This is a genomic window from Enterococcus hirae ATCC 9790 (assembly GCF_000271405.2).
Taxonomy (GTDB): domain Bacteria; phylum Bacillota; class Bacilli; order Lactobacillales; family Enterococcaceae; genus Enterococcus_B; species Enterococcus_B hirae.
Genome location: NC_018081.1, coordinates 46,820 through 66,352 on the forward strand (window position 1 = coordinate 46,820; position 19,533 = coordinate 66,352).

Sequence of the window (19,533 nt, forward strand, 5' to 3'; positions counted from 1 at the left end):
GTTCTATTTTTTTTTATGAGAAAATTTATTTTTGAAACGAATCCACCATTTATTTGTAGAAACTCGTCTTTTCTTGATTTCGTTACCTGTTATGTATTCTTGCACAACAGCATTGATGATTCCGCCAAATATAATGATTGTAGCAGCAAAATTGAGCCATAGCATCAAGACGATGAAACTCCCGATGATTTGGTATCCACTGACTCTTGTTGCAAAGTATTTTGCGTAGATTCCAAACACCTGAGATAGCAACATCCAGCCGACAGTAGCAAAAATCGTTCCCGGAATCACTGCTTTTAGTTTTAATTGCGCATTCGGTACTATCACATAAATCAAAAACATAATGATAAATAAGACAACTAAGGTAATCGGCCATTTCAAAGTTTGGAACTGGATGATCACATTGCCAGAAAAATTAAAAATCGGTTGGAGCGCTTCAAGTATCATTTGACCCAGTCCTAAAAAAATCGTTACTCCACTAATCGCAATCATGAAAAGCAAAATCACTACTAATGAAAAGAAACGGACGATCAAAAAATTCTTTCTATTTTCTACACCATAAGCCTTATTCATGGCAATTTGTAAAGCGTTGATACTTTGACTGGCAGACCACAAAGCAGCTAAAGCAGATAACGACAACAAGCCACCGGAACTTTGCGTTAACAAATTTCGAATTGCAGGACCGATAAACTGATAGACCGTCTCAGGGATGATTTGCCGCACATAAGTCAATACTGTCTCTTGATCGATTTTTAGAAATGGCAAAATATTACCAAACGCAATAATTAGGGGAAATAAAGACAATAATAAATAATACGCCACAACAACTGACGTGGTACCCATTTCTGAATCAGTGATCCGTTTTTTTGTTGTTGCAATAAAACGCATTAAATTTTCGTTTTGCTTTATTTTCCCTAATAATTTCATCAAATTCTCCTTATTGATCTAGCTTCTCAATACGTACCTTCTTCACCTTGAGAAGTTAAGATTCTTGGTCCATCTTTCGTAATTGCCAGTGTATGTTCATATTGGCAAGACAAGCCACCATCTCTTGTATAAGCAGTCCAGCCATTTGGATCCATTTTCATTTTCCAAGTTCCAGTATTAACCATTGGCTCAATGGTAATAACCATCCCTTCTTTTAACCGTAGACCTTTTCCTGCTTCACCATAATGAGGGACAGCAGGTTCTTCATGGATCGTTGGACCCACACCATGACCAATAAAGTCACGGACAACCGCTAAGTTTTCACTTTCAACATAAGTTTGGATAGCATGACCAATGTCGCCAATTCGGTTCCCAACTTGCGCTTGTTCGATTCCTAGATACAAAGCTTTTTTTGTCACTTCCATCAAGCGATCAATTTCCGGTGTTGACTCTCCCACTACATAAGCCCAACAAGAATCAGAAATGCCGCCTTTTAAATCGATACACATATCCACTTTCACTAAATCGCCATTTTTCAGCGGTTTTTTACGTGGAAATCCATGACAAATTTCGTCATTGATGCTAATACAAGTCGCATACTCATAGCCTTCAAATCCAATTTGAGCCGCAATCCCACCATGGCTTTCAATATAGTTACGAACAAAAACTTCAATATCCCAACTCGTCACGCCTGGTTTGATAAAATCTCGCAGATTTTTATGTACATCCGCTAACAACGCGCCAGACTCAGCCATTGTTTCAATTTCTCGTGCTGATTTCAATGTAATCATATTTTCGTCTCCTTTTTACAAATCTTCCTCATTTTACCATAGTGTCCGGTCGTTCGCCAAATCAGATTCTCTTCACATGACTTGTTTTCTTTTAGTAAAGGTTTTGGTATAATCTGTAAATGTTAGAGGATCATATATCAATAAGTAGGAGGCAACCCATGGCTTTAGCAAAAATCGTTTACGCAAGTATGACTGGCAATACAGAAGAAATTGCTGATATCGTAGCAGAAGCTTTTGAAAATTTAGATATTGATGTTGAAATCAATGAGTGTACTCAAGTGGATGCAGATGAATTTGAGGATGCAGATATTTGTGTCGTCGCAACTTATACATACGATGATGGTGACTTACCAGATGAGATCGTAGACTTATATGAAGATTTACAAGAACTTGACTTGTCTGGAAAAATCTATGGCGTTTGTGGTTCTGGAGACACTTTTTATGATGAATTTTGTAAGTCCGTAGATGACTTCGATGCTGCCTTTGCGAAAACAGGAGCAGTAAAAGGAACAGAAAATGTTAAAGTTGATTTAAACGCTGAAGAAGAAGACATCGAAAAACTCGAAGCATTTGCTAAGGCGCTTGTTTCAAAATTATAGGCCAAATCAGTCAGCTCACAGCTGAGAACTTTTGGAAAAACTTCAATTATTTGATAAAAAGAACGTGTGATGCTGGAGAGAGTTAGCATCACACGTTCTTTTTATCATGTTTTTAGAAGCTTTTTTAATTTCAAAAAATCAATGTGTATGTTTGAGAAAGACTTTCGAGAAATACTTCAAGTAGTTTGTTTAATTCACTTGGATCGTTTCTTTCGTATTTAGTGTCGCATTGATGCTATCTTGGATCATTTTTTCAATTTGTTCCTTGGTCGGATGAATGATACTTGAAGACATCAGTGCTGCTAATCCTGTAGCGATGATCCAAATTGTGTTATGCAAAGACTCAATTTGTTCCGCAGATAGATCAGCATACTCTGGATCTTTCTTGACCGTCTCGACAAAATAATTATAAGAGAAGTTTTGCATCTCCCTTCCCCCACCATATTCTTCTAAGTACAGAGAACTGTATAATTTTTTCTCTCGATTGGCAAAATCAATATAGTTTACAGCTAAATCGATAATGGTATTTCCTGTATGTACAACTGGGAACACTTCATGCTTCAAGTACTCGTAAATCTGAGCAAATAAGGCTTGCTTCAGATCATCCATGTTTTTGAACTCAAGATAAATCGGTTGAGTCGAACAATTCATTTTATTTGCAATATTCCTTGCCGTAAATTTTGAAAATCCTTCTGTGGTAGCCACTTCAAAAGCGGCTGCTAAAATCTGATCTTTTGTGATCGTCTTTTTTCTTGCCATAATTTTTTAATCTCCTCGAAATTATTTATAACGCTTCCACCATTGATTAATTTAATTGTAACATGATTATTTTGTTATGCACAACTTGTTTTTTTATTTTTAAAAAATTACTTTAAAAACAATCAATTTTAGACATCATTTAGAAGAACACCCATTTTTTTATTTTACGATTCTGGCAGATTGTCTCTAAAAGAATTAAATGTTATCATACAAATAGCTATTGGATGAAACATTAGGAGGAAATGGATTATGTTAGAAAATTTTAATGAGAACCTCGAAAAATATGCACGATTAATTGTTGAAACCGGCGTAAACGTCGAAAAAGACCATACAGTTGTTTTACAAATCAACGTCGATCAAGCCCCATTAGCTCGCATGATCACCAAAGAAGCCTATCGTTTAGGTGCAGCTGAAGTGATCGTACAATGGACGGACGACGTGATCCAAAAAGAATTTCTTTCTTACGCTGCACAAGACCGTCTTGAAACTGTTCCACAATATAAAATTGATCAGACTGATGATTGGATCGCTAAAGGTGCTAGCCGAATCAGTGTTGTATCTGCCGATCCAGATGCTTTTGGTGGCGTAGATGGAAAACGAATCGCTACGTATCAAACTGCCGCTGGCAAAGCAATGATGAATCTAAGAAAAGCGACCCAAGCAAATAAAGTAAGCTGGACTGTAGTCGCTGCGGCTGGTAAACAATGGGCAGCTAAAGTTTTCTCAGATTTACCAGAAGAAGAACAACTGGATGCATTATGGGATCAAATTTTTAAAACAACTCGTATTTACGAGGAAGATCCTGTACAGGCTTGGAAAGAACATGATGAAAAATTAGCGAAAAAAGCTGCTGAATTAAATCAAGAACAGTTTACTGCCCTGCACTATACTGCCCCTGGCACAGATATCGTCATTGGCCTACCAAAAAATCATCTTTGGGAAGGCGCAGGAAGTTACAACTCCCGTGGAGAAAAATTCATGGCAAATATGCCTACTGAAGAAGTGTTTACTGCACCTGATTACCGACGGATCGATGGTTATATCTCTAGTACAAAACCATTGAGCTATGCAGGTACGATCATCTCAGGGATGAAGTTTACTTTTGAAGCTGGAAAAGTCATTGATTTTTCTGCTGAACAAGGTCAAGAAGTATTGGAAACCTTGCTCAATACTGATGAAGGCGCACGCTCATTAGGAGAAGTAGCACTCGTTCCCGATCCTTCGCCAATTTCTCAATCGGGTATTATCTTTTACAATACGTTATTTGACGAAAACGCGTCGAATCACTTAGCTCTAGGATCTGCGTATGCCTTTAGTGTCGAAGGTGGTACTGAAATGACCGATGAAGAACTTGTGCAAGCTGGTCTTAACCGCAGTCAAACCCATGTTGATTTTATGGTTGGTTCTGACCAAATGAATATTGACGGTATCCGTGAAGACGGTTCTACTGTTCCAGTATTTAGAAATGGTGACTGGGCTTAATCTGATAAAACGATACAAAAAAAGAGGAGAAATCTTAAACGACCTCCAAAAGTTAGATTTTTGGTCTAACTTTTTGGGGTACTACAGACTTCTTCTCTTTTTTGTGATGATTATTTCTATTACAGACAACACTTTTCCCTGCTACTCACTGAAAGATGGTCGAATAAGCGATTTTTTGATCCTGTTGTTCAAGTTTTTTATAAAAATTATTTATACTATTTATCACGAAATTCTATTAATACATTTTCTGTTTTTTGATAAGATTGACAAAAACAACATTTATTATTAAAAATTAGAAAAAATGATGGAGAGATAGTATGCCTTTTATTGTTTATTTTTTTGTCTTACTATTAACGCTTTATATCCCTCTGCCAACTGCGTTATTGTTTTTTCATCGTTTAGCTAATCAACATGACCTGCTCACAACAATCCACAAATTCATTTTGCTATTTTTGGTTTGTTTAGATTATCGGTTCAGTTTCTACTGTATTTATCAATGTAAAATAAAGAAACAATACTACTTGTACCTTATCTTGATTAATATTATCGAATTAGGCATCCATTTTTATTTACTGGTCAAATACCAAACAGTTTGCTTAACTGTCATCACTTTGAGCCAGTTATTATTGCTTATTTGTATGTTTACCTTTCCTTTATCAAAAAAATTTAGAAAAGCTGTCTTTCACTCACCAGAAAAATCGAATGTAGCGTAGAAAACTATCTTGGTCCCACATAAACAAAAAAACCTGAACCACAACGGTTACAGGTTTTTAACGTTCCTGACTGGAATTGAACCAGCGACCTATCGCTTAGGAGGCGATTGCTCTATCCTACTGAGCTACAGGAACAAGTTCTCAATAGTATTATTTTAGCTTGTTTAAGGAGCACATGCAAGCTTCTCTTAGAAAAATCATTTTTCTTCCTAAGCAAAACGTTTCCACTAGCTTTTGACGAGTGATAAAATAGAGTTATCTAACAAGTGATGAGGGAGGTTTTATTTATGAATGACAAACCAAAAGAAGAAATATACGCTGAACGCTTTGATGCTTCTAAAAAAGAACGAGAACAACTATCAAAAGAAGCCATTAAACAGCATGAAGATGAAAAACCTCAGAAAAAAGAAAGTCGCAAATTCAAGTTTACTAAAAAAGAAGATTTGCTGTAGAGAAATGAGATAAATCAGTGGCAAAAAAGCAATCTGATTTTCAGAATGATATCGAAAAAATTTCAAAATAGCTTTTTATACGATAACGCCCTCCAAGAATTCGTCGAAAACCTTGGAGGGCGTTATATGTGTTGAGCAACAAATATTTTACGTTCATTTTAAAAATAATCATTTAGAATAGGTTGCTGACTTGGAAAGCATGGCGCCATTTCTAATAGAGCTTCAGTTGACAATTGGATGTGATTGTAAAAAACAAGTTCTTCCATCTGACGATACCCCATTAATAATTGAGTCATGCGTTGGATGGTGCCACTGATGGTTGGTAATTTTGTTTCTGTTACTTTTTCAATTTTCACCTCTGCATTTGATACAGTGATCTCAAAGATCCCTTCATTCCACTGTGCGTAAGGATCATCTGTTACTTCTAAAGCAAAAGTGAGCGCTTGTTTTTTGAAAGGATAGTCTTTCAAAAACAACTCAAGATCAACAATTCTGCCCATCATATATGGCGTGATCGTCATTTGTGCAAAAGGATTTTTAAGCAAATAATTTTGATCACTACCTGAATAACCACAAGCATAGTCAAAAGAAGCAAACGCCCCACTATGGGAACTAACAAACCTCACTAATCCTTGAAAGGCTTCATGACTCAAATAGCCCCATTCCACTACTACAAATGTTGGTGCCGTTAACTGGTAAACCACATATCCTGTTGCTTGACCAGATTCATCGTAATACAGCGCATAATGATTATCTGTCTTTTGCTTAAACTTATAAGTATACCACCAGTCTTCTCTACTTAATCCACCACGCTGATTTGCTGGCATTTGTTTATAAATCATTTCTATGACTTCTCTTGCTTGTTCAAAAGTCACTCGTTTCATTTTGCCAGCCGTCTTTTTCACGTTCGGTACATCTCGACTATCCAATTGATAATTGATTTTATCAAACAATTGCTCATAACCGTAGCGACGATAAAATGGGTAAGAAAATGGAGCAAGATAAGAAAGACTTACTTTTCTTTCACGGCAATCTTTTAAGATTTTTTCCATGATTTGATTGATCCCGCCTTGTCCCCTAGCTTCAGGATAAGATGCTACATAACCGATTCCTGCCATTAAATACTGTTGCCCATAAAATTCAACAGAAAAAGGCGTCGCCATTACTTGGCTAGTGAGTTGCTCTTCCTCGTCAAAAAAACCATAATTCCATGAATTTTCAACGATCAGTTTGAATCGTTCACGTCTTGCAGGTGTATCCTGCGCATTAAATGCATAGGTTGCTAGTTCAAACATCGCTTCTTGATAAGCAACACCAAGTTCTTTTACTTCATTTGCCATTTTTGTTACCCCTTCCATCAAAAACAATAAAAAATTGTGTCAAGTTCAGTGATCCAACCATAGTCACTTTATCAAAATAAAAATGTTATTTCAATAAATCACTATTTAGCTGAATCAACTGCTTCTTGCCACAATTAGTTTTTTACTAGTAAGTTTCTTCGATCATTACTAACATTTTTTTGAAGCGACGTTTTTTAAAATACATCAACATCGTTCCTAAAATCATATCATTCAATTTTTGTAGCATCCCATATGATTGCATTTGTTCCGTATAACGTACTTCGCAGGTTTTATCATCTAACGCTTTGATTTGATAATGGACGACATAATCATTTTTTGTGGTAGATGTTCGAAATTTATACGACTGATTTTCAATAACTTCCTCGATCTTGATGCGAGCGCGGCTATTTTGTGAGAATTGTTTGACGTATTCAAGGTTTTTAAGTTGTTTACGAGTAACCGATTTTCCAGTCGCTTTACGTACATCAAAAAGGACAGAGTCCATCACTTTATCATAGAAAAAGGATGCTGGAATATTTAAAGTTTTAACGATTTCCATTAGCTATTTTTCCCCTTTGCTTCTTCTCTTTTTTTCCCTTTTAAAAAGAAATGTATACCTAAACCTGCCAGAAATAGTCCTGTAGCCATACTATACAAATCATAGTTTTGCGAACTAGGATTTAAACAATACAATACGATCAGTGAACCAATACTACATAAAAATAAGCCGTTTTTCATCATTTTGAACCCTTCCTATCTTACAACCAGTTAAACTGCTGTTGCTTGAAAATATAAAACAGTGCCCCATGGTTGTGCTTTGATTAATGCTTTTGCTTTTTGTGCTGCTGCTTCTTTATCTTGTGCGCTCGTCTCAAAAAACAATTTGATCCCTTGTTTTTCTTTAAATGTATATGAAAAGCCATCTTCATTGTAACCTTCTAATAACTCTTTGATAGCATCTTGTTGCATGGCACTTGCGATTGAAATCATTTTAGTTCCTCCTAGATTATTGTTTAGAGAGCAGAAGCAAAAAATGCTTCTGCTCATTGATTTTTATTGTTCGCCTGCTGCTGGATCCATCTTATTCGCTGAGATAACGAACGGTGCCCAGATCAAGAAAGTCACGATCATACATACTAATGTCACGATTGGCGCACGCCAGTCTGCTCCGGTAGCTAGGAACGAGAGTAAGAATGGTGGAACAACCCATGTGACTTGTTGCGATACTGGGGCGACCAAACCAAAGTAAGTTGCTCCCCAACCTATAGCTGTTGCAACAACAGGTGCTAATAAGAATGGGATGAACATGATAGCGTTCAATACAATCGGCAAACCAAACATAACTGGTTCATTGATGTTGAAAATACCAGGTCCGATCGACAATTTAGCAACTGTTAAATAATCAGCACGTTTAGAAAGGAGTAAAATAGCAATCAATAGAACGATCGTACCACCAGAACCCCCGAACCAAGCGAAGGCATCAAAGGATCCACGAACCCACATATAAGCCTTACCATCTTCAATTGCATCTAAGACTGCAGGTGTTCCTGTTTTGCCATTGTAACCTTTTTGGAAAATATCGATATTGATCAATTGTGCTTGACCCCAAATTCCTTCTAAAACTGGAGCTAACACGTTTGGTCCATGAATACCAAAGAACCAGAAGATCTGAACAAAGACCGTAACGATCAAAACAGCACCGATCCCTTGAGATAATCCCAAGAAAGGTTCAGCGATATATTTTTGAACTAAATCAATGATCAATTGTCCGTCAGCGATACGACCAACGATATAATTAATAATAGCAATGACATATAAAGCGATCGTTGCTGGCAGAATTGCGGCAAAAGCCTTCGATACTGCTGGTGGTACAGAATCTGGCATTTTGATCGTAATGTTGGCTAACATTAATTTACAGAAAATAATGACAGAAATAGCACCCATGATCATGACTGTGAAATAAGAGTTTCCATTTAAATGATCAAGTTTTAGCCAACCCCAAAGACCAACAGATAAATTTCCATCCGCGATCGTTGCCCCTAATTCTGTTCCATTGATGGCATCAACGATATTTTGCGGAACATTCACGTTCAAAGCGGCTGACAATGAAGGACCAAAAGAAATTCCTTGGATCAAAGTTGCCAGACCAACGATCCCTCCGGCTAGGTCATTGACCCCATAAGCTCTCGCAAGATTGTATCCCCAAGAAAAGGCAAAAATCAAGCCGGCAATTGCTAAAGTTCCATTCCATACAAATCCATTAATTCCAATAATAACATTTAATACTGCAAAAATTCCTTTGTCCGCTGCTAAACTATCTGCATACGTACTATTAAATTGCTGTGGTAAATCTCGAATAATTGCATTGATCATTACAGCGACTGATCCCGCCATTGTTGCAGGTAAAGTACCGATAAAAGCGTCACGCAAAGCAACTAAATGTTTCTGCGCACCAATTTTTGCGGCAACCGGAAGGATGTATTTCTCCATCCAATTTGTTAATCCGTTCATTTTTATATCCTCCTATAAGTTGTTTATATAAAGAATTGCTTCCTCATACCAAATTAAAAAAATCCGTTCAAAATTTTTTCTTCTTCCGTTCAAAAAAGAAGGTTCTATTTTCGTTCATCTGTCTTTATTCGACATTGATTCTTCGGTAAAGTTCAATAAGTTCTTCTGCTAAATCAGTAAAAGCAATCGACGTCATTAAATGGTCTTGACTGTGTACGGTCAATAACGTGACCTGAACATGGTTTCCTTGTGCTTCTTGTGTCAACATTTGCGTCTGTGAATGATGGGCTTGGACTAATGATTCCTTTGCATCCATTATTTTTTGATCCGCTAACTCGAAATTACCTTTTTTAGCCGCAGAAATCGCTTCCATTGCATCGCTCTTGGCATTACCACCAAACATGATGAGTCCCATGATGGCTTCGAGATTTTGTTGATCTTCCACATTTTTTCCTCCATTTCCTATAGATTTATTGCATCAAATTTTCGGCTTGTTCTAGTACTTTTGCACCATTCATCATGCCGTAATCTTGCATATTGATTACATCTAGCGGAATCCCTTTCGGTGCTAATTTTTGCTCAAATTGAGCTTTCATAAACCGGACTTGAGGTCCTAAAAGTAAGACATCGACATTTTTTGCTTCAAGATTATTATCAGCGTCTGAAGCTGAAACAGCAAAAATATCTGCCTCCATTCCTTTTTCTTCTGCAGCTTTTTGCATTTTCGTAACTAGCAAACTTGTACTCATCCCCGCAGAGCATACTAACATAATCGTTTTTTTCGCCATTTTCTCCACTCCTTTTAATTTGTTTTACACATTTTTATAATGCAAGAAGCATGCCAAACAAAAAAAGAACCAAAATAGCGTTTTCATAGCCTTTGGTCCTTCTTTTCTGTGCGCACACTGGTGATATCTGTGTAAAAAAATAGATTAGTGTGTTTTATTTTTTAATTTTATTTTCAATAAACATTTGCGTTAAGAAGGCAATCTCATTTTCTGGGATATTCACCTGATATTTCCGTTCCAATCCAATAAGATTCGTTCGAACGATGTCCATTTCTAAACGATAAATTTTTGAGAAAGTAGACAGATTCTCAAATTCTCGGGTCTTCTCATGCTTGATCAGTCCATCCAGTAAAAAGGCTAAATGAATCACGATCCCAATATCTACTCCTGGCTCTACTATAATTGAGAGATCCGTTTGGATTTGCTGGATGTTTTTTTGTAAAGAATGGATCAAAAGCTCTACCGAAGAAATCGAATTTAAAGAATCTTTTAATGAATCAACGATTTTGGCAGTTGGAACTTCATCATCAGCGATCCGCTTGAGCATATTCAATTTCTCATCGTTGAAGACATCATACGCTGAGAAAAACGGAATATTTTGGTAATCCACATCTACCGTGCCCGCAATGGCTTTGATCTCATATTCTTCTAATAATGCATCAATGTGTCGCTTAAATGATTCTCGTTCTAAAAACTGCATTTGGATCACTTCGACCTTTTTCTGGTCGATTACAGGAACAATCCGTTGGTATAATTTAGCTGCTACACCTTCCCCAGTAAAACAAGTAACGATCACCGCTTTTTTACGTTCATAGGTCTCAGTTTGTTCTTCTTTGAATTGGTCCTTGACGATCGTTTCAAAGGAAATCTGGATACTTTGATAGATATCTTCCAAGCTCCGCCCAACATTCGCCATCCGTAATGCCTCAATCACGATCATCGTACTACTCATTGTAATTGCTTTCGTTTTGATTCCAGTCTCTTCAAAAATCAAGTCAGCAAAGGTATTTAAAGAACCCATATCCGTCAGTAAGATCAATCCATTCGTCAGACTTGCCTGACGATTTTGAACATAAGCCAGCACTTCTTCATACATCGTTTGGACTTCCATGGCTAACGGCATATTAAATGCTGTACCTAATTTCGTTCCTAATAATTCTTGCGCCATTTCCAACATACTTGAGGCGGTTTGTCTGCCGTGCATCAAAACTAAGACCTCAACTTTATTTTCTTTTACTGGTTCACTTTCGCCAAGATTAATGGAAAGAAACATACTGATAAAACCAATTTCGTCAAACGGAATTTCAATTTGTTGTTCTTCTTCAATGATCGTAGATAAATCAATGGCTACTTGAAATTCCTTTTTAAAATTTTTGCGTACGTTGTTGAGATCAGGATGAACAATCATGTGTCCTTCTTTGACCCGATCCAATGTACTTTGCAAATGAAGGGCAAAGGCAAATCGAGCTTTTTCATTGTAGATTCGATCCAACCTAGCTTCTGCAACATCGTATAACTCGTTGGTTAATCGCCAAATGTCATCTGGCAACAGATCTTTTGGAATCGTACTCTTTGTCAACTCTTTGACATAAGTTTGGAAATAAGCATCCACATCTTTCGAGATCAAAATTTCTAAATCAATACTTTCGACACCCGTTTCTGATAAAGAAAGCATTTTTTCTTCGATATCATTATAGACCTGCATGTTTCGTTCTGGATCTTGTGACCAAACAACATCAGCAAAACCAGGCTCAAAAGTCAGGTATTGACTCTTACTATCCATAAAGCGATCCAAACGTTCAGGTACTTCTTTGATTTTCAACAACCCTTTTTGTACTTGGAGAGACAGTTCTTCTTTACGAATAATCAGTTTTTCTTCATTATGTGTCCGATAATGTAAAAATGACTTCGCACATACTAATTTCAAATCACGCTTGACTTGTCCGATATTTCCTTCTGCATCATAAAGCATAAATGCCAAAATGGCTTCTTTTTCGATATCTATACGTTGATTCAAACGATTGGCTTCTTGTTTGATAAATAAAGAAATGATTTCATAACGTTCATCTAATGAACGAGAAGCCAGATTTGGTAATGTGATTGCCATAGGAATTCGGCGATTAAAGGTTGTCAAAAAACTTTCGGATGACTCGGTGGTTGCTCCAATGATCTGAACAGATGCTTCATGGACGTGGGCGCTTTCTCCCAACGGACGATAGACCCCTTTATCAATAAAAGTAAACAACATTTCTTGTCCTTCTGGTGGTAAACGATGAATTTCATCAAGAAACAGGATCCCACCATTCGCTTTCGCAATCAACCCTTGACTATCTTGCGATGCCCCAGTATAAGCTCCTTTTTTGATTCCAAAAATATGTCCAAACAGTAACTGTGGATTCTGCGCATAATCCGCACAGTTAAATGAAACAAAAGGGGCATCTTCTGAGAGCATTTCAGAATCAATCGCAAAATGATACATACATTCTGCAAACATCGATTTACCCGTTCCTGTCTCACCAAAAATGATTGTATGCAATCCTCGAGGAGGATATAATATGGCTGCCTTAGCTTGCTGGATGCTTACTTTCAAAGAATCATTTTCACCAACTAGTGTATCAAACGTCACTTGGGTCGATGCATCAACGTGAACTTTGTCAGAGGCTGTTTTTTGCGGAGGCAATGAATAGACGACTGGTCTGCCGGAACTTTTGATAATATAGCGGTCTTTATAGAGATCGCTGAGATATCGACTTGCATTACTTCGATCGATTTTTAGATGTTTTGCCACATCACTTGCCGTCAATCCTTGCTGTTTCTCATGCAATAGATCCAATATTTCTTCTTGTCTTTCGTTCATACAATCCCCCACTATCCTCAAATAACGCTGATTGCGTTTTCAATATAATAACACAAAAAGGCGCTTATTTGCGCCTTGCTCCTTTATTTTTCTGTCTTTTTTTGTTTGTTTTTAAGCTTTTTCTTTGGCGTACTATTTTTTTCAACTTGTTCTTTTTTCGAAGGACCAAATGGAGCAGTTTTTTTTGTGTTTTTGTCATTGGCTTCTTCTTTTTGTGAGAGTTCTTTTTGTGGCAATTCTTTGACTAATTGTCCACCATGAAGAAAAATCTCTTCCATATCAATCGCCATATGACGTGTTAATTTTTTCAACTCTTTAACTGTATGATCTTGCACAAACGTGATCACGGTTCCGTCTTTCCCCATCCGTCCGGTTCGCCCTGAACGATGCAGATAAGCTTCTTCCGTTAAGGGAATTTCGGCATTCACAACATAAGGTAATTGTTCGATATCTAATCCTCTGGCTGCTACGTCAGTCGTGAACAACATCGTGATTTTCTTATCCTTGAATTGATCAAGTGCTGCTTTACGTAACAATTTATTTTGATCGGAAGCTAAGCTGCCAACTGAAACACCACGAAATTGTAATTTTTCTTCCATTGTCCCTAATTCATTGAGTTGGTTGAAAAAGACTAGTCCATGAAAATCTGTGACATAAGCAAGCCGTCTCAAATACTCTTCTTTTTTACGAGGTGGTATCCTTAAATAGTAATGTTGCTGACCTTTTCTAGAGTCATCGTCTTTTGTGACATCAACAACTGGGATGGAAGCATTTGTGATTTCTTCAATTTTACTGATTGAGCGATCAGCTGTTGCTGAGAAGAATACTAATTGATAGTCCACAGGGGCTTGTCGCAAAATTTGTTCCACTAATGAACGATTCCCCTCATCAAACAATTGATCTGCTTCATCAAAAACAATCGTTTGCAACTGATGAGCTTTTAATTTTTTGGTCTTCATCAATTCCAGCACCCGTCCAGGAGTCCCTACTAAGACTTCTGGTCGTTTTTTCAAACCTTCGATCTGCCTTTTGACGTTAGCTCCGCCCACAAGTGATTGGACTTTTAATGCCAATCCTTTTGACCACTCACGAGCCACTTCTGCGACTTGAATTGCTAATTCTTGTGAAGAAACAAGGATTAGTAAAGTACTTCCCCCCTCTTTAGGGACATTCAGCAGCAAAGGTAAAAGATAAGCTAATGTTTTGCCTGAGCCGGTTGGTGAAATACCAATAATTGATTCTTTTTCTTTAAGCGGTTGAAAAACAGCCTGTTGGATCAGAGAGGGTGTTTGAAATCCCTTTTCCTGCCATTTTTCTTGCCAAGCTTGTGGAAAGTTTTTTACAAATTCATTCATTTTAAAAATCGTCCTCATTATCGGCATCAAATTTGATGCCACCATTTATTCTAAGATCGTAAACTACTTGGTTCACATTGCGAGCAAGTTCGATCCATTCTTCATATCGTAATCCCCAAGCTGGATCGTTTGGATGATTGATCACATTGGCAAAATCAGCTGCCTCTTCTGCCATGGGATTTTCAGCTGCGGTAATTGCTAATGCATCAATTTCCTGATGTTCTCGATCATGGAACTCTGCTTTTTCAATCGCATTGACCCCGTTCATGACTAATGTTCCTGAATTAAAGTAGATTTCTGAAGGTAAGTAAGAATCCCCGATTTTACCAGGTTGAATCGTGACATCAAAGGTCTCATAACGCAAGATCCCCCAACCTAATCCATCAACACCAGTTGAGATCTTTCGTGGGAAATAGTGAACTTCTGAAGGCATCCCAAACCATCCTATCGTAGCATAAACGAGATAAACGCCCAGATCCATCAGCGCACCACCAGAAAAACGGGTAGAGAAAATATTTGGTACTTCTCCTGCTAGTACTTGATCGTAACGAGAAGAATATTTCATATAACTAAAGTTGGCACCGAGGATCTCATCTTTCAATGGAAGATAATCAGCAATTTTTTTGAATCCTGCTTCATGGATGTTTCGTGCAGCTTCAAAAAAATAAACATTTTTCTCATTCGCTAGATGAATGATCTCATCCATTTCTTTAGGCGTACTAAATGCCGGTTTTTCAACAATGACATTTTTCCCTGCTAAAATGCCTTGTTTTGCTTGTTGAAAATGCAGGCTGTTAGGCGAAGCAATGTATACCGTATCAAGATGTTCCAGACCAAAAAAAGTTTCTAAATCTGTCGCATAGGCAATATCTCCCTCATACTTGGCGCCAAATTCTTGTGCTTTTTCTAAATGTCTCGAATAAACTGCTGTTAATTCATATTGTTTCGTGCTTAATGCTGCTTGCACAAATTGATGGGTGATCCAGTTGGTACCAATAATTCCTAAATTGATCATTTCATTTACCTTCTTTCTATTTATTCGGGTCTTCAAACGATGCCTCTACATCAAATGGTATGGCTTGTTTCAAATTGACACAATCCGCTGTTACCTGACAATTATAGGCTAAAACATTCACGCCGTTTAACTGTCCGTAGCGTATGATATTGGCTAACTCCGGTTGCATTGCTTCGTTGATTGTTGCCAGATGAAGGTGTTCAAACTGTGCGATAAACAACACGTAAGTTTCATAGCCTTCCTGTCGCGCTTCCACTAATTCTTTCACATGTTTTAAACCTCGTAACGTTGGCGCATCAGGAAACGCCCCAATTCCTTTATTTTCTAAAGTCATTCCCTTTACTTCGACGAACACTTTTTGTCCTGAATCTGTTTCTAAATAAATATCAAATATGGACTGTCGATAGCGGACTTCACGCTTGAACTTAACGATTTTTCCGATCAACGATGGCAACTGGATTGTTCCAGATAAAATTCCTTCTAATGCCAAACGGTTGGGAAGTTGACTATCGATATTGAACCAGTTATCCCCTTTTTTCACAGCAATTAAATCATAATCTGTTTTCCGTTTTATACTAGGTGTATATGCAACCGCTACTTTCGCTCCTGGAAGCAGGACTTCTTTACCTCTTCCAGTGTTTTTCACATGGGCTACGATCACTTCTCCTTGTTGGTTCAAGCAATGAGCGATGAAACGATTCGGTCGTTCAATAAAAAAAGCGATTTCTACTTGCTGGTACTTCAAAAACGGTCACCTTTCTTCCTACTATGTATCCTACCATAATTTCACAAAAAACTCTTGAAAAACCAGTCGAAAGTCCTAGAGAAATCTTTATTTTTTTTAGGTACAATGAAACTGACAGAAAATGATCGTTGGAATTAAAAGAGGTTAGGAGTGACAATCGTATGATACGTAAAAAAACACTTTATGGAATCCTTGCATTTTTTGCTATTTTATTTGGAAAATTCTTTCTGAAAAAGAAACAGCCAACCACCAAAGACTTTGATCCAACGCAATATCATGGAACCTGGACCTTTATAGATAAAAATCAACAAAAACAACAACTACTGGTCACAGAAACGTTTGATTTATCTATCAACGGTCACTCCTTAGTAACGGAATTGGTCGAACTAACTCCACAGCAACTCGTCTTGCGAGATCAATATGGTTTTTATTTGATCCTATCATACAGTGATACGACCTTTTATGATGAATCATCCGATACTTCTTATACGTTGACAAAACAAAATAGTTCCTCAAAAGAGGGTGTGACAAGAGCGGCTAACTCTGAGAAATAAGTCGAAGAATTTCCAAAAATCTCCTCCTGTTTTTGGAATTCTTCGACTTATTTTTGATAGAGCCACTTCTTGAACGACTTTTAGAGCAAGTCCTGTATCCCAAACTCTTTTCATTCCCTTCATCATTGATTTACCTTTCTGTATTTCTTCGTTTATTTTACGTTTTTTGTCTAGAAAAATAGTCATTTGATGTTTTTTTGATAAACTTACTAATGATGGTTTCATACCATGAAAGGATGATTAAACATGACACCAAATCGAGAAGATTACTTGAAAATCATTTTGGAATTAGGCGGAGACACGACAAAAGTAAATAATAAACAAATCGTTTCCAGTCTTGCTGTGTCCCCAGCTTCTGTTAGCGAAATGATTTCCAAACTTGTGAAAGAACAACTCGTTGAGCATTCTCCTTATCAAGGAGTTCAACTTACGGAGACTGGCTTACAAAAGGCAAGTAGTTTGATTCGCAAACATCGTTTATGGGAAGTTTTTTTAGTCGAACATTTAGATTATAGCTGGAACGAAGTCCATGATGATGCTGAAGTGTTGGAACATGTGACTTCAGAACAACTTGCTGACCATTTAGAAGACTATTTGAATCATCCTATGCACTGTCCACATGGTGGAATTATTCCTAAAAAAGAACAAGTGGTTCATGAAGAACGTAGACAAACATTAGAGTCTTATCCAGTTGGTTCTAAAGTTCGCATCGCTCGAGTGTTGGATGAAAAAGAACTATTGGACTATCTTGTGACGATTGACTTAAACATTGATGAAGAATACGAGATTGTAGATGTTGCCGCTTATGAAGGACCGATCACAATCCAAAATCAACAAAAGAAAATCCCTGTCAGCTTTAAAGCAGCCAGTACGATTTTTGTCGACAAATTATAAAGGAGTACACCCATATGGCTAATGAAAAAAATGTCTTATTTACAATCTTTGGTGGTACAGGTGATTTAGCACAACGCAAATTGTATCCTTCCTTGTTCCGCCTTTATAAAAAAGGAAATCTAGGAAAACATTTTGCAGTAATCGGTACTGCTCGTAGACCTTGGAGCGATGAGCATTATCGTGAAGTGGTCGCTTCGACGATCCAGTCCTTGAATCCGACTGAAGAAGAAGCAAAAGAATTTGCTAGTCATTTCTACTATCAATCACATGATGTAAATGATTCTACCCACTACAATACTTTAAAAGACCTAGCTGACCGCTTAGATGAAACCTACCAATTAGCTGGCAATCGCATCTATTATTTAGCCATGTCTCCAGAATTTTTCGGTACGATCGTTTCTCATCTTAAATCGCAACATATCGTTACTGAAAATGGTTATAATCGCTTGATCATCGAAAAACCATTTGGTTCAGATTATCAATCTGCATTCGAGCTGAATGAAAAGATCCGTCAAGTCTTCCCTGAACAAGATATCTTTAGGATTGATCATTATTTAGGTAAAGAAATGATCCAAAATATCTCAGCAATTCGTTTTGCTAATAACATTTTTGAATCACAATGGAACAATCGCTATATCGATAATATTCAGATTACATTCGGTGAAGCTTTAGGTGTTGAAGATCGTGGTGGCTACTATGATCACAGTGGTGCTTTAAAAGATATGGTCCAAAACCACATTCTACAAGTACTAGCACTTTTAGCGATGGAACCTCCTGTCGCCTTTTCTGAAAAAGAAATTCGTGCAGAAAAAATCAAGGCACTGAAAGCTGTGCGAATCTATGAAAAATCTGAAGCATTAAAAAACTTTATCCGTGGGCAATATGCACCTGGTGAGTTAGATGGTAATACATTTAAAGGCTATCGTGAAGAAGATAAAGTAGATCCTGAATCTACTACCGAAACTTTTGTAGCTGGGAAGTTTGTCATTGACAATTTCCGCTGGTCAGGTGTTCCCTTTTATGTGCGCACTGGGAAACGTTTGACAGAAAAAGGAACTCGGATCAATATCGTCTTTAAACAAGTCCCAGTCAATGTTTTTAAAACTTCGGTCGAAGATGAACCTTGTGAAGATAGGACATTACCACCAAATGTTTTAACGATTTATATCCAACCAACGGAAGGTTTCTCTTTAACATTAAATGGAAAAGAGGTTGGACAAGGGTTTAACACTGAATTTAGAAGATTAGAGTACCGCAATAGCGCTGAAATGGTTGAAAACAGTCCTGAAGCTTATGAGAAGCTGCTTTTAGATGCTTTAAAAGGTGATGGTACAAACTTTTCACATTGGGAAGAAGTTGCTCAATCTTGGCATATCGTCGATGTCATTCGTAAAGCTTGGGATCAAGTGGAACCTGACTTCCCTAATTATAAAGCTGGAACAATGGGACCAGAAGGTGCATTTGAATTGCTGGAAAAAGATGGGTTTGAATGGATCTGGCAACCAGATGACTGGTACCGTGATCGTGGAAAGCTAGAAGACTAGCTGTGTAGAACGTTTAAAAGTAAAAATTTACTAATATTAAGAGTCTGGGATATTAATCAGTTATGTTCTGATTAATATCCCAGACTTTTTGGCTCCTCTCGGCTCTATATGGATAATGAAATCACTCTATTAAAACGAAAAACATCAAAGCTAGTAACTCTTACTAACTTTGATGTTTTTTAGATAACTTTCCTTTAGTCACCAAAC

20 protein-coding genes, 1 tRNA gene and 1 pseudogene are annotated in these 19,533 nt (G+C 37.3%); 7 read left to right on the forward strand and 15 right to left on the reverse strand.

Going from position 1 to position 19,533, the window contains the following annotated elements; all coding sequences use genetic code 11:
- Nucleotides 1-3: 3 nt before the first annotated feature.
- Both EHR_RS00220 and map read right to left on the reverse strand, forming a co-directional pair.
- Nucleotides 4-927 (reverse strand): YihY/virulence factor BrkB family protein, encoded by a 924-nt coding sequence (locus EHR_RS00220; RefSeq protein WP_010719750.1) that lies wholly within the window; start codon nt 925-927, stop codon nt 4-6.
- Between the two features lie 26 nt (nt 928-953).
- Complete coding sequence (gene map, locus EHR_RS00225) at nt 954-1,718, reverse strand: type I methionyl aminopeptidase (protein WP_010719751.1); 765 nt, start codon at nt 1,716-1,718, stop codon at nt 954-956.
- A gap of 158 nt (nt 1,719-1,876) precedes the next feature.
- On the opposite strand from map, the gene EHR_RS00230 reads away from it, so the two are divergent.
- Nucleotides 1,877-2,317, forward strand: coding sequence for a flavodoxin (locus EHR_RS00230; RefSeq protein WP_010719752.1), 441 nt, complete (start codon nt 1,877-1,879; stop codon nt 2,315-2,317).
- Nucleotides 2,318-2,506: 189 nt separating this feature from the next.
- Here EHR_RS00230 and EHR_RS00235 read toward each other — a convergent pair whose 3' ends face one another.
- Nucleotides 2,507-3,076, reverse strand: coding sequence for a TetR/AcrR family transcriptional regulator (locus EHR_RS00235; protein ID WP_010738183.1), 570 nt, complete (start codon nt 3,074-3,076; stop codon nt 2,507-2,509).
- A gap of 249 nt (nt 3,077-3,325) precedes the next feature.
- Here EHR_RS00235 and EHR_RS00240 point away from each other — a divergent pair, with 249 nt between their 5' ends.
- Together EHR_RS00240 and EHR_RS00245 are read left to right on the forward strand one after the other, a co-directional pair.
- Nucleotides 3,326-4,558, forward strand: coding sequence for an aminopeptidase (locus EHR_RS00240; RefSeq protein ID WP_010738184.1), 1,233 nt, complete (start codon nt 3,326-3,328; stop codon nt 4,556-4,558).
- A gap of 317 nt (nt 4,559-4,875) precedes the next feature.
- Complete coding sequence (locus tag EHR_RS00245; RefSeq protein WP_010738185.1) at nt 4,876-5,271, forward strand: hypothetical protein; 396 nt, start codon at nt 4,876-4,878, stop codon at nt 5,269-5,271.
- 61 nt (nt 5,272-5,332) lie between these two features.
- Here the strand turns inward: EHR_RS00245 and EHR_RS00250 are convergent.
- A tRNA-Arg gene (locus tag EHR_RS00250) sits at nt 5,333-5,406 on the reverse strand.
- 152 nt (nt 5,407-5,558) lie between these two features.
- On the opposite strand from EHR_RS00250, the gene EHR_RS14145 reads away from it, so the two are divergent.
- Complete coding sequence (locus tag EHR_RS14145; RefSeq protein WP_010738186.1) at nt 5,559-5,723, forward strand: hypothetical protein; 165 nt, start codon at nt 5,559-5,561, stop codon at nt 5,721-5,723.
- 158 nt (nt 5,724-5,881) lie between these two features.
- On the opposite strand, the gene EHR_RS00255 is transcribed toward EHR_RS14145, so the two are convergent.
- The 11 genes and pseudogenes from EHR_RS00255 to sfsA form a co-directional block, all read right to left on the reverse strand.
- Entirely contained in the window at nt 5,882-7,063 is a 1,182-nt protein-coding gene (locus tag EHR_RS00255) for a GNAT family N-acetyltransferase (RefSeq protein WP_010738187.1), read from the reverse strand.
- 145 nt (nt 7,064-7,208) lie between these two features.
- A complete protein-coding gene (locus EHR_RS00260; protein WP_010719758.1) occupies nt 7,209-7,622 on the reverse strand; it encodes a DUF3284 domain-containing protein in 414 nt (137 codons plus the stop codon).
- Nucleotides 7,622-7,804, reverse strand: a complete 183-nt coding sequence (locus tag EHR_RS00265; RefSeq protein ID WP_010719759.1) for a DUF3188 domain-containing protein — start codon at nt 7,802-7,804, stop codon at nt 7,622-7,624. Before EHR_RS00265 ends, EHR_RS00260 begins: the two co-directional genes overlap by 1 nt.
- A gap of 27 nt (nt 7,805-7,831) precedes the next feature.
- Nucleotides 7,832-8,053 (reverse strand): hypothetical protein, encoded by a 222-nt coding sequence (locus tag EHR_RS00270; protein ID WP_010719760.1) that lies wholly within the window; start codon nt 8,051-8,053, stop codon nt 7,832-7,834.
- 63 nt (nt 8,054-8,116) lie between these two features.
- Nucleotides 8,117-9,574: a PTS sugar transporter subunit IIC gene (locus EHR_RS00275; protein WP_010738188.1), complete on the reverse strand. Its 1,458-nt coding sequence runs from the start codon at nt 9,572-9,574 to the stop codon at nt 8,117-8,119.
- A 124-nt stretch (nt 9,575-9,698) separates the two neighbouring features.
- Nucleotides 9,699-10,019: a PTS lactose/cellobiose transporter subunit IIA gene (locus EHR_RS00280; protein WP_010719762.1), complete on the reverse strand. Its 321-nt coding sequence runs from the start codon at nt 10,017-10,019 to the stop codon at nt 9,699-9,701.
- 25 nt (nt 10,020-10,044) lie between these two features.
- Nucleotides 10,045-10,362: a PTS sugar transporter subunit IIB gene (locus EHR_RS00285; protein WP_010719763.1), complete on the reverse strand. Its 318-nt coding sequence runs from the start codon at nt 10,360-10,362 to the stop codon at nt 10,045-10,047.
- A 154-nt stretch (nt 10,363-10,516) separates the two neighbouring features.
- Nucleotides 10,517-13,219 carry a sigma-54-dependent transcriptional regulator gene (locus tag EHR_RS00290; protein ID WP_042969798.1) on the reverse strand — a complete coding sequence of 901 codons (2,703 nt, stop codon included), beginning with the start codon at nt 13,217-13,219 and terminating at the stop codon, nt 10,517-10,519.
- Between the two features lie 64 nt (nt 13,220-13,283).
- Nucleotides 13,284-14,574: pseudogene (locus tag EHR_RS00295) on the reverse strand (DEAD/DEAH box helicase).
- Nucleotide 14,575: 1 nt separating this feature from the next.
- Entirely contained in the window at nt 14,576-15,589 is a 1,014-nt protein-coding gene (locus tag EHR_RS00300) for a Gfo/Idh/MocA family protein (RefSeq protein ID WP_010738192.1), read from the reverse strand.
- Nucleotides 15,590-15,605: 16 nt separating this feature from the next.
- On the reverse strand, nt 15,606-16,334 hold the full coding sequence (sfsA, locus tag EHR_RS00305; protein ID WP_010738193.1) for a DNA/RNA nuclease SfsA: 729 nt from the start codon (nt 16,332-16,334) through the stop codon (nt 15,606-15,608).
- Between the two features lie 161 nt (nt 16,335-16,495).
- Between sfsA and EHR_RS00310 the strand changes: the two genes are divergently transcribed.
- The 3 genes from EHR_RS00310 (at nt 16,496) to zwf (ending at nt 19,326) form a co-directional block, all read left to right on the forward strand.
- Nucleotides 16,496-16,888, forward strand: coding sequence for a DUF4828 domain-containing protein (locus EHR_RS00310; protein WP_010738194.1), 393 nt, complete (start codon nt 16,496-16,498; stop codon nt 16,886-16,888).
- A gap of 246 nt (nt 16,889-17,134) precedes the next feature.
- A complete protein-coding gene (gene efaR / locus EHR_RS00315) occupies nt 17,135-17,782 on the forward strand; it encodes a transcriptional regulator EfaR (protein ID WP_010719768.1) in 648 nt (215 codons plus the stop codon).
- 14 nt (nt 17,783-17,796) lie between these two features.
- A complete protein-coding gene (gene zwf, locus EHR_RS00320; protein ID WP_010738195.1) occupies nt 17,797-19,326 on the forward strand; it encodes a glucose-6-phosphate dehydrogenase in 1,530 nt (509 codons plus the stop codon).
- Nucleotides 19,327-19,533 lie beyond the last annotated feature (207 nt).

Excerpts from the sequence above, each read along its gene's own strand:
- EHR_RS00220 (WP_010719750.1), bottom strand. The coding sequence starts at position 927 with ATGAAATTATTAGGGAAAATAAAGCAAAACGAAAATTTAATGCGTTTT.
- map (WP_010719751.1), bottom strand. The coding sequence starts at position 1,718 with ATGATTACATTGAAATCAGCACGAGAAATTGAAACAATGGCTGAGTCT.
- EHR_RS00230 (WP_010719752.1), top strand. The coding sequence starts at position 1,877 with ATGGCTTTAGCAAAAATCGTTTACGCAAGTATGACTGGCAATACAGAA.
- EHR_RS00235 (WP_010738183.1), bottom strand. The coding sequence starts at position 3,076 with ATGGCAAGAAAAAAGACGATCACAAAAGATCAGATTTTAGCAGCCGCT.
- EHR_RS00240 (WP_010738184.1), top strand. The coding sequence starts at position 3,326 with ATGTTAGAAAATTTTAATGAGAACCTCGAAAAATATGCACGATTAATT.
- EHR_RS00245 (WP_010738185.1), top strand. The coding sequence starts at position 4,876 with ATGCCTTTTATTGTTTATTTTTTTGTCTTACTATTAACGCTTTATATC.
- EHR_RS14145 (WP_010738186.1), top strand. The coding sequence starts at position 5,559 with ATGAATGACAAACCAAAAGAAGAAATATACGCTGAACGCTTTGATGCT.
- EHR_RS00255 (WP_010738187.1), bottom strand. The coding sequence starts at position 7,063 with ATGGCAAATGAAGTAAAAGAACTTGGTGTTGCTTATCAAGAAGCGATG.
- EHR_RS00260 (WP_010719758.1), bottom strand. The coding sequence starts at position 7,622 with ATGGAAATCGTTAAAACTTTAAATATTCCAGCATCCTTTTTCTATGAT.
- EHR_RS00265 (WP_010719759.1), bottom strand. The coding sequence starts at position 7,804 with ATGATGAAAAACGGCTTATTTTTATGTAGTATTGGTTCACTGATCGTA.
- EHR_RS00270 (WP_010719760.1), bottom strand. The coding sequence starts at position 8,053 with ATGATTTCAATCGCAAGTGCCATGCAACAAGATGCTATCAAAGAGTTA.
- EHR_RS00275 (WP_010738188.1), bottom strand. The coding sequence starts at position 9,574 with ATGAACGGATTAACAAATTGGATGGAGAAATACATCCTTCCGGTTGCC.
- EHR_RS00285 (WP_010719763.1), bottom strand. The coding sequence starts at position 10,362 with ATGGCGAAAAAAACGATTATGTTAGTATGCTCTGCGGGGATGAGTACA.
- EHR_RS00290 (WP_042969798.1), bottom strand. The coding sequence starts at position 13,219 with ATGAACGAAAGACAAGAAGAAATATTGGATCTATTGCATGAGAAACAG.
- EHR_RS00300 (WP_010738192.1), bottom strand. The coding sequence starts at position 15,589 with ATGATCAATTTAGGAATTATTGGTACCAACTGGATCACCCATCAATTT.
- EHR_RS00310 (WP_010738194.1), top strand. The coding sequence starts at position 16,496 with ATGATACGTAAAAAAACACTTTATGGAATCCTTGCATTTTTTGCTATT.
- efaR (WP_010719768.1), top strand. The coding sequence starts at position 17,135 with ATGACACCAAATCGAGAAGATTACTTGAAAATCATTTTGGAATTAGGC.
- zwf (WP_010738195.1), top strand. The coding sequence starts at position 17,797 with ATGGCTAATGAAAAAAATGTCTTATTTACAATCTTTGGTGGTACAGGT.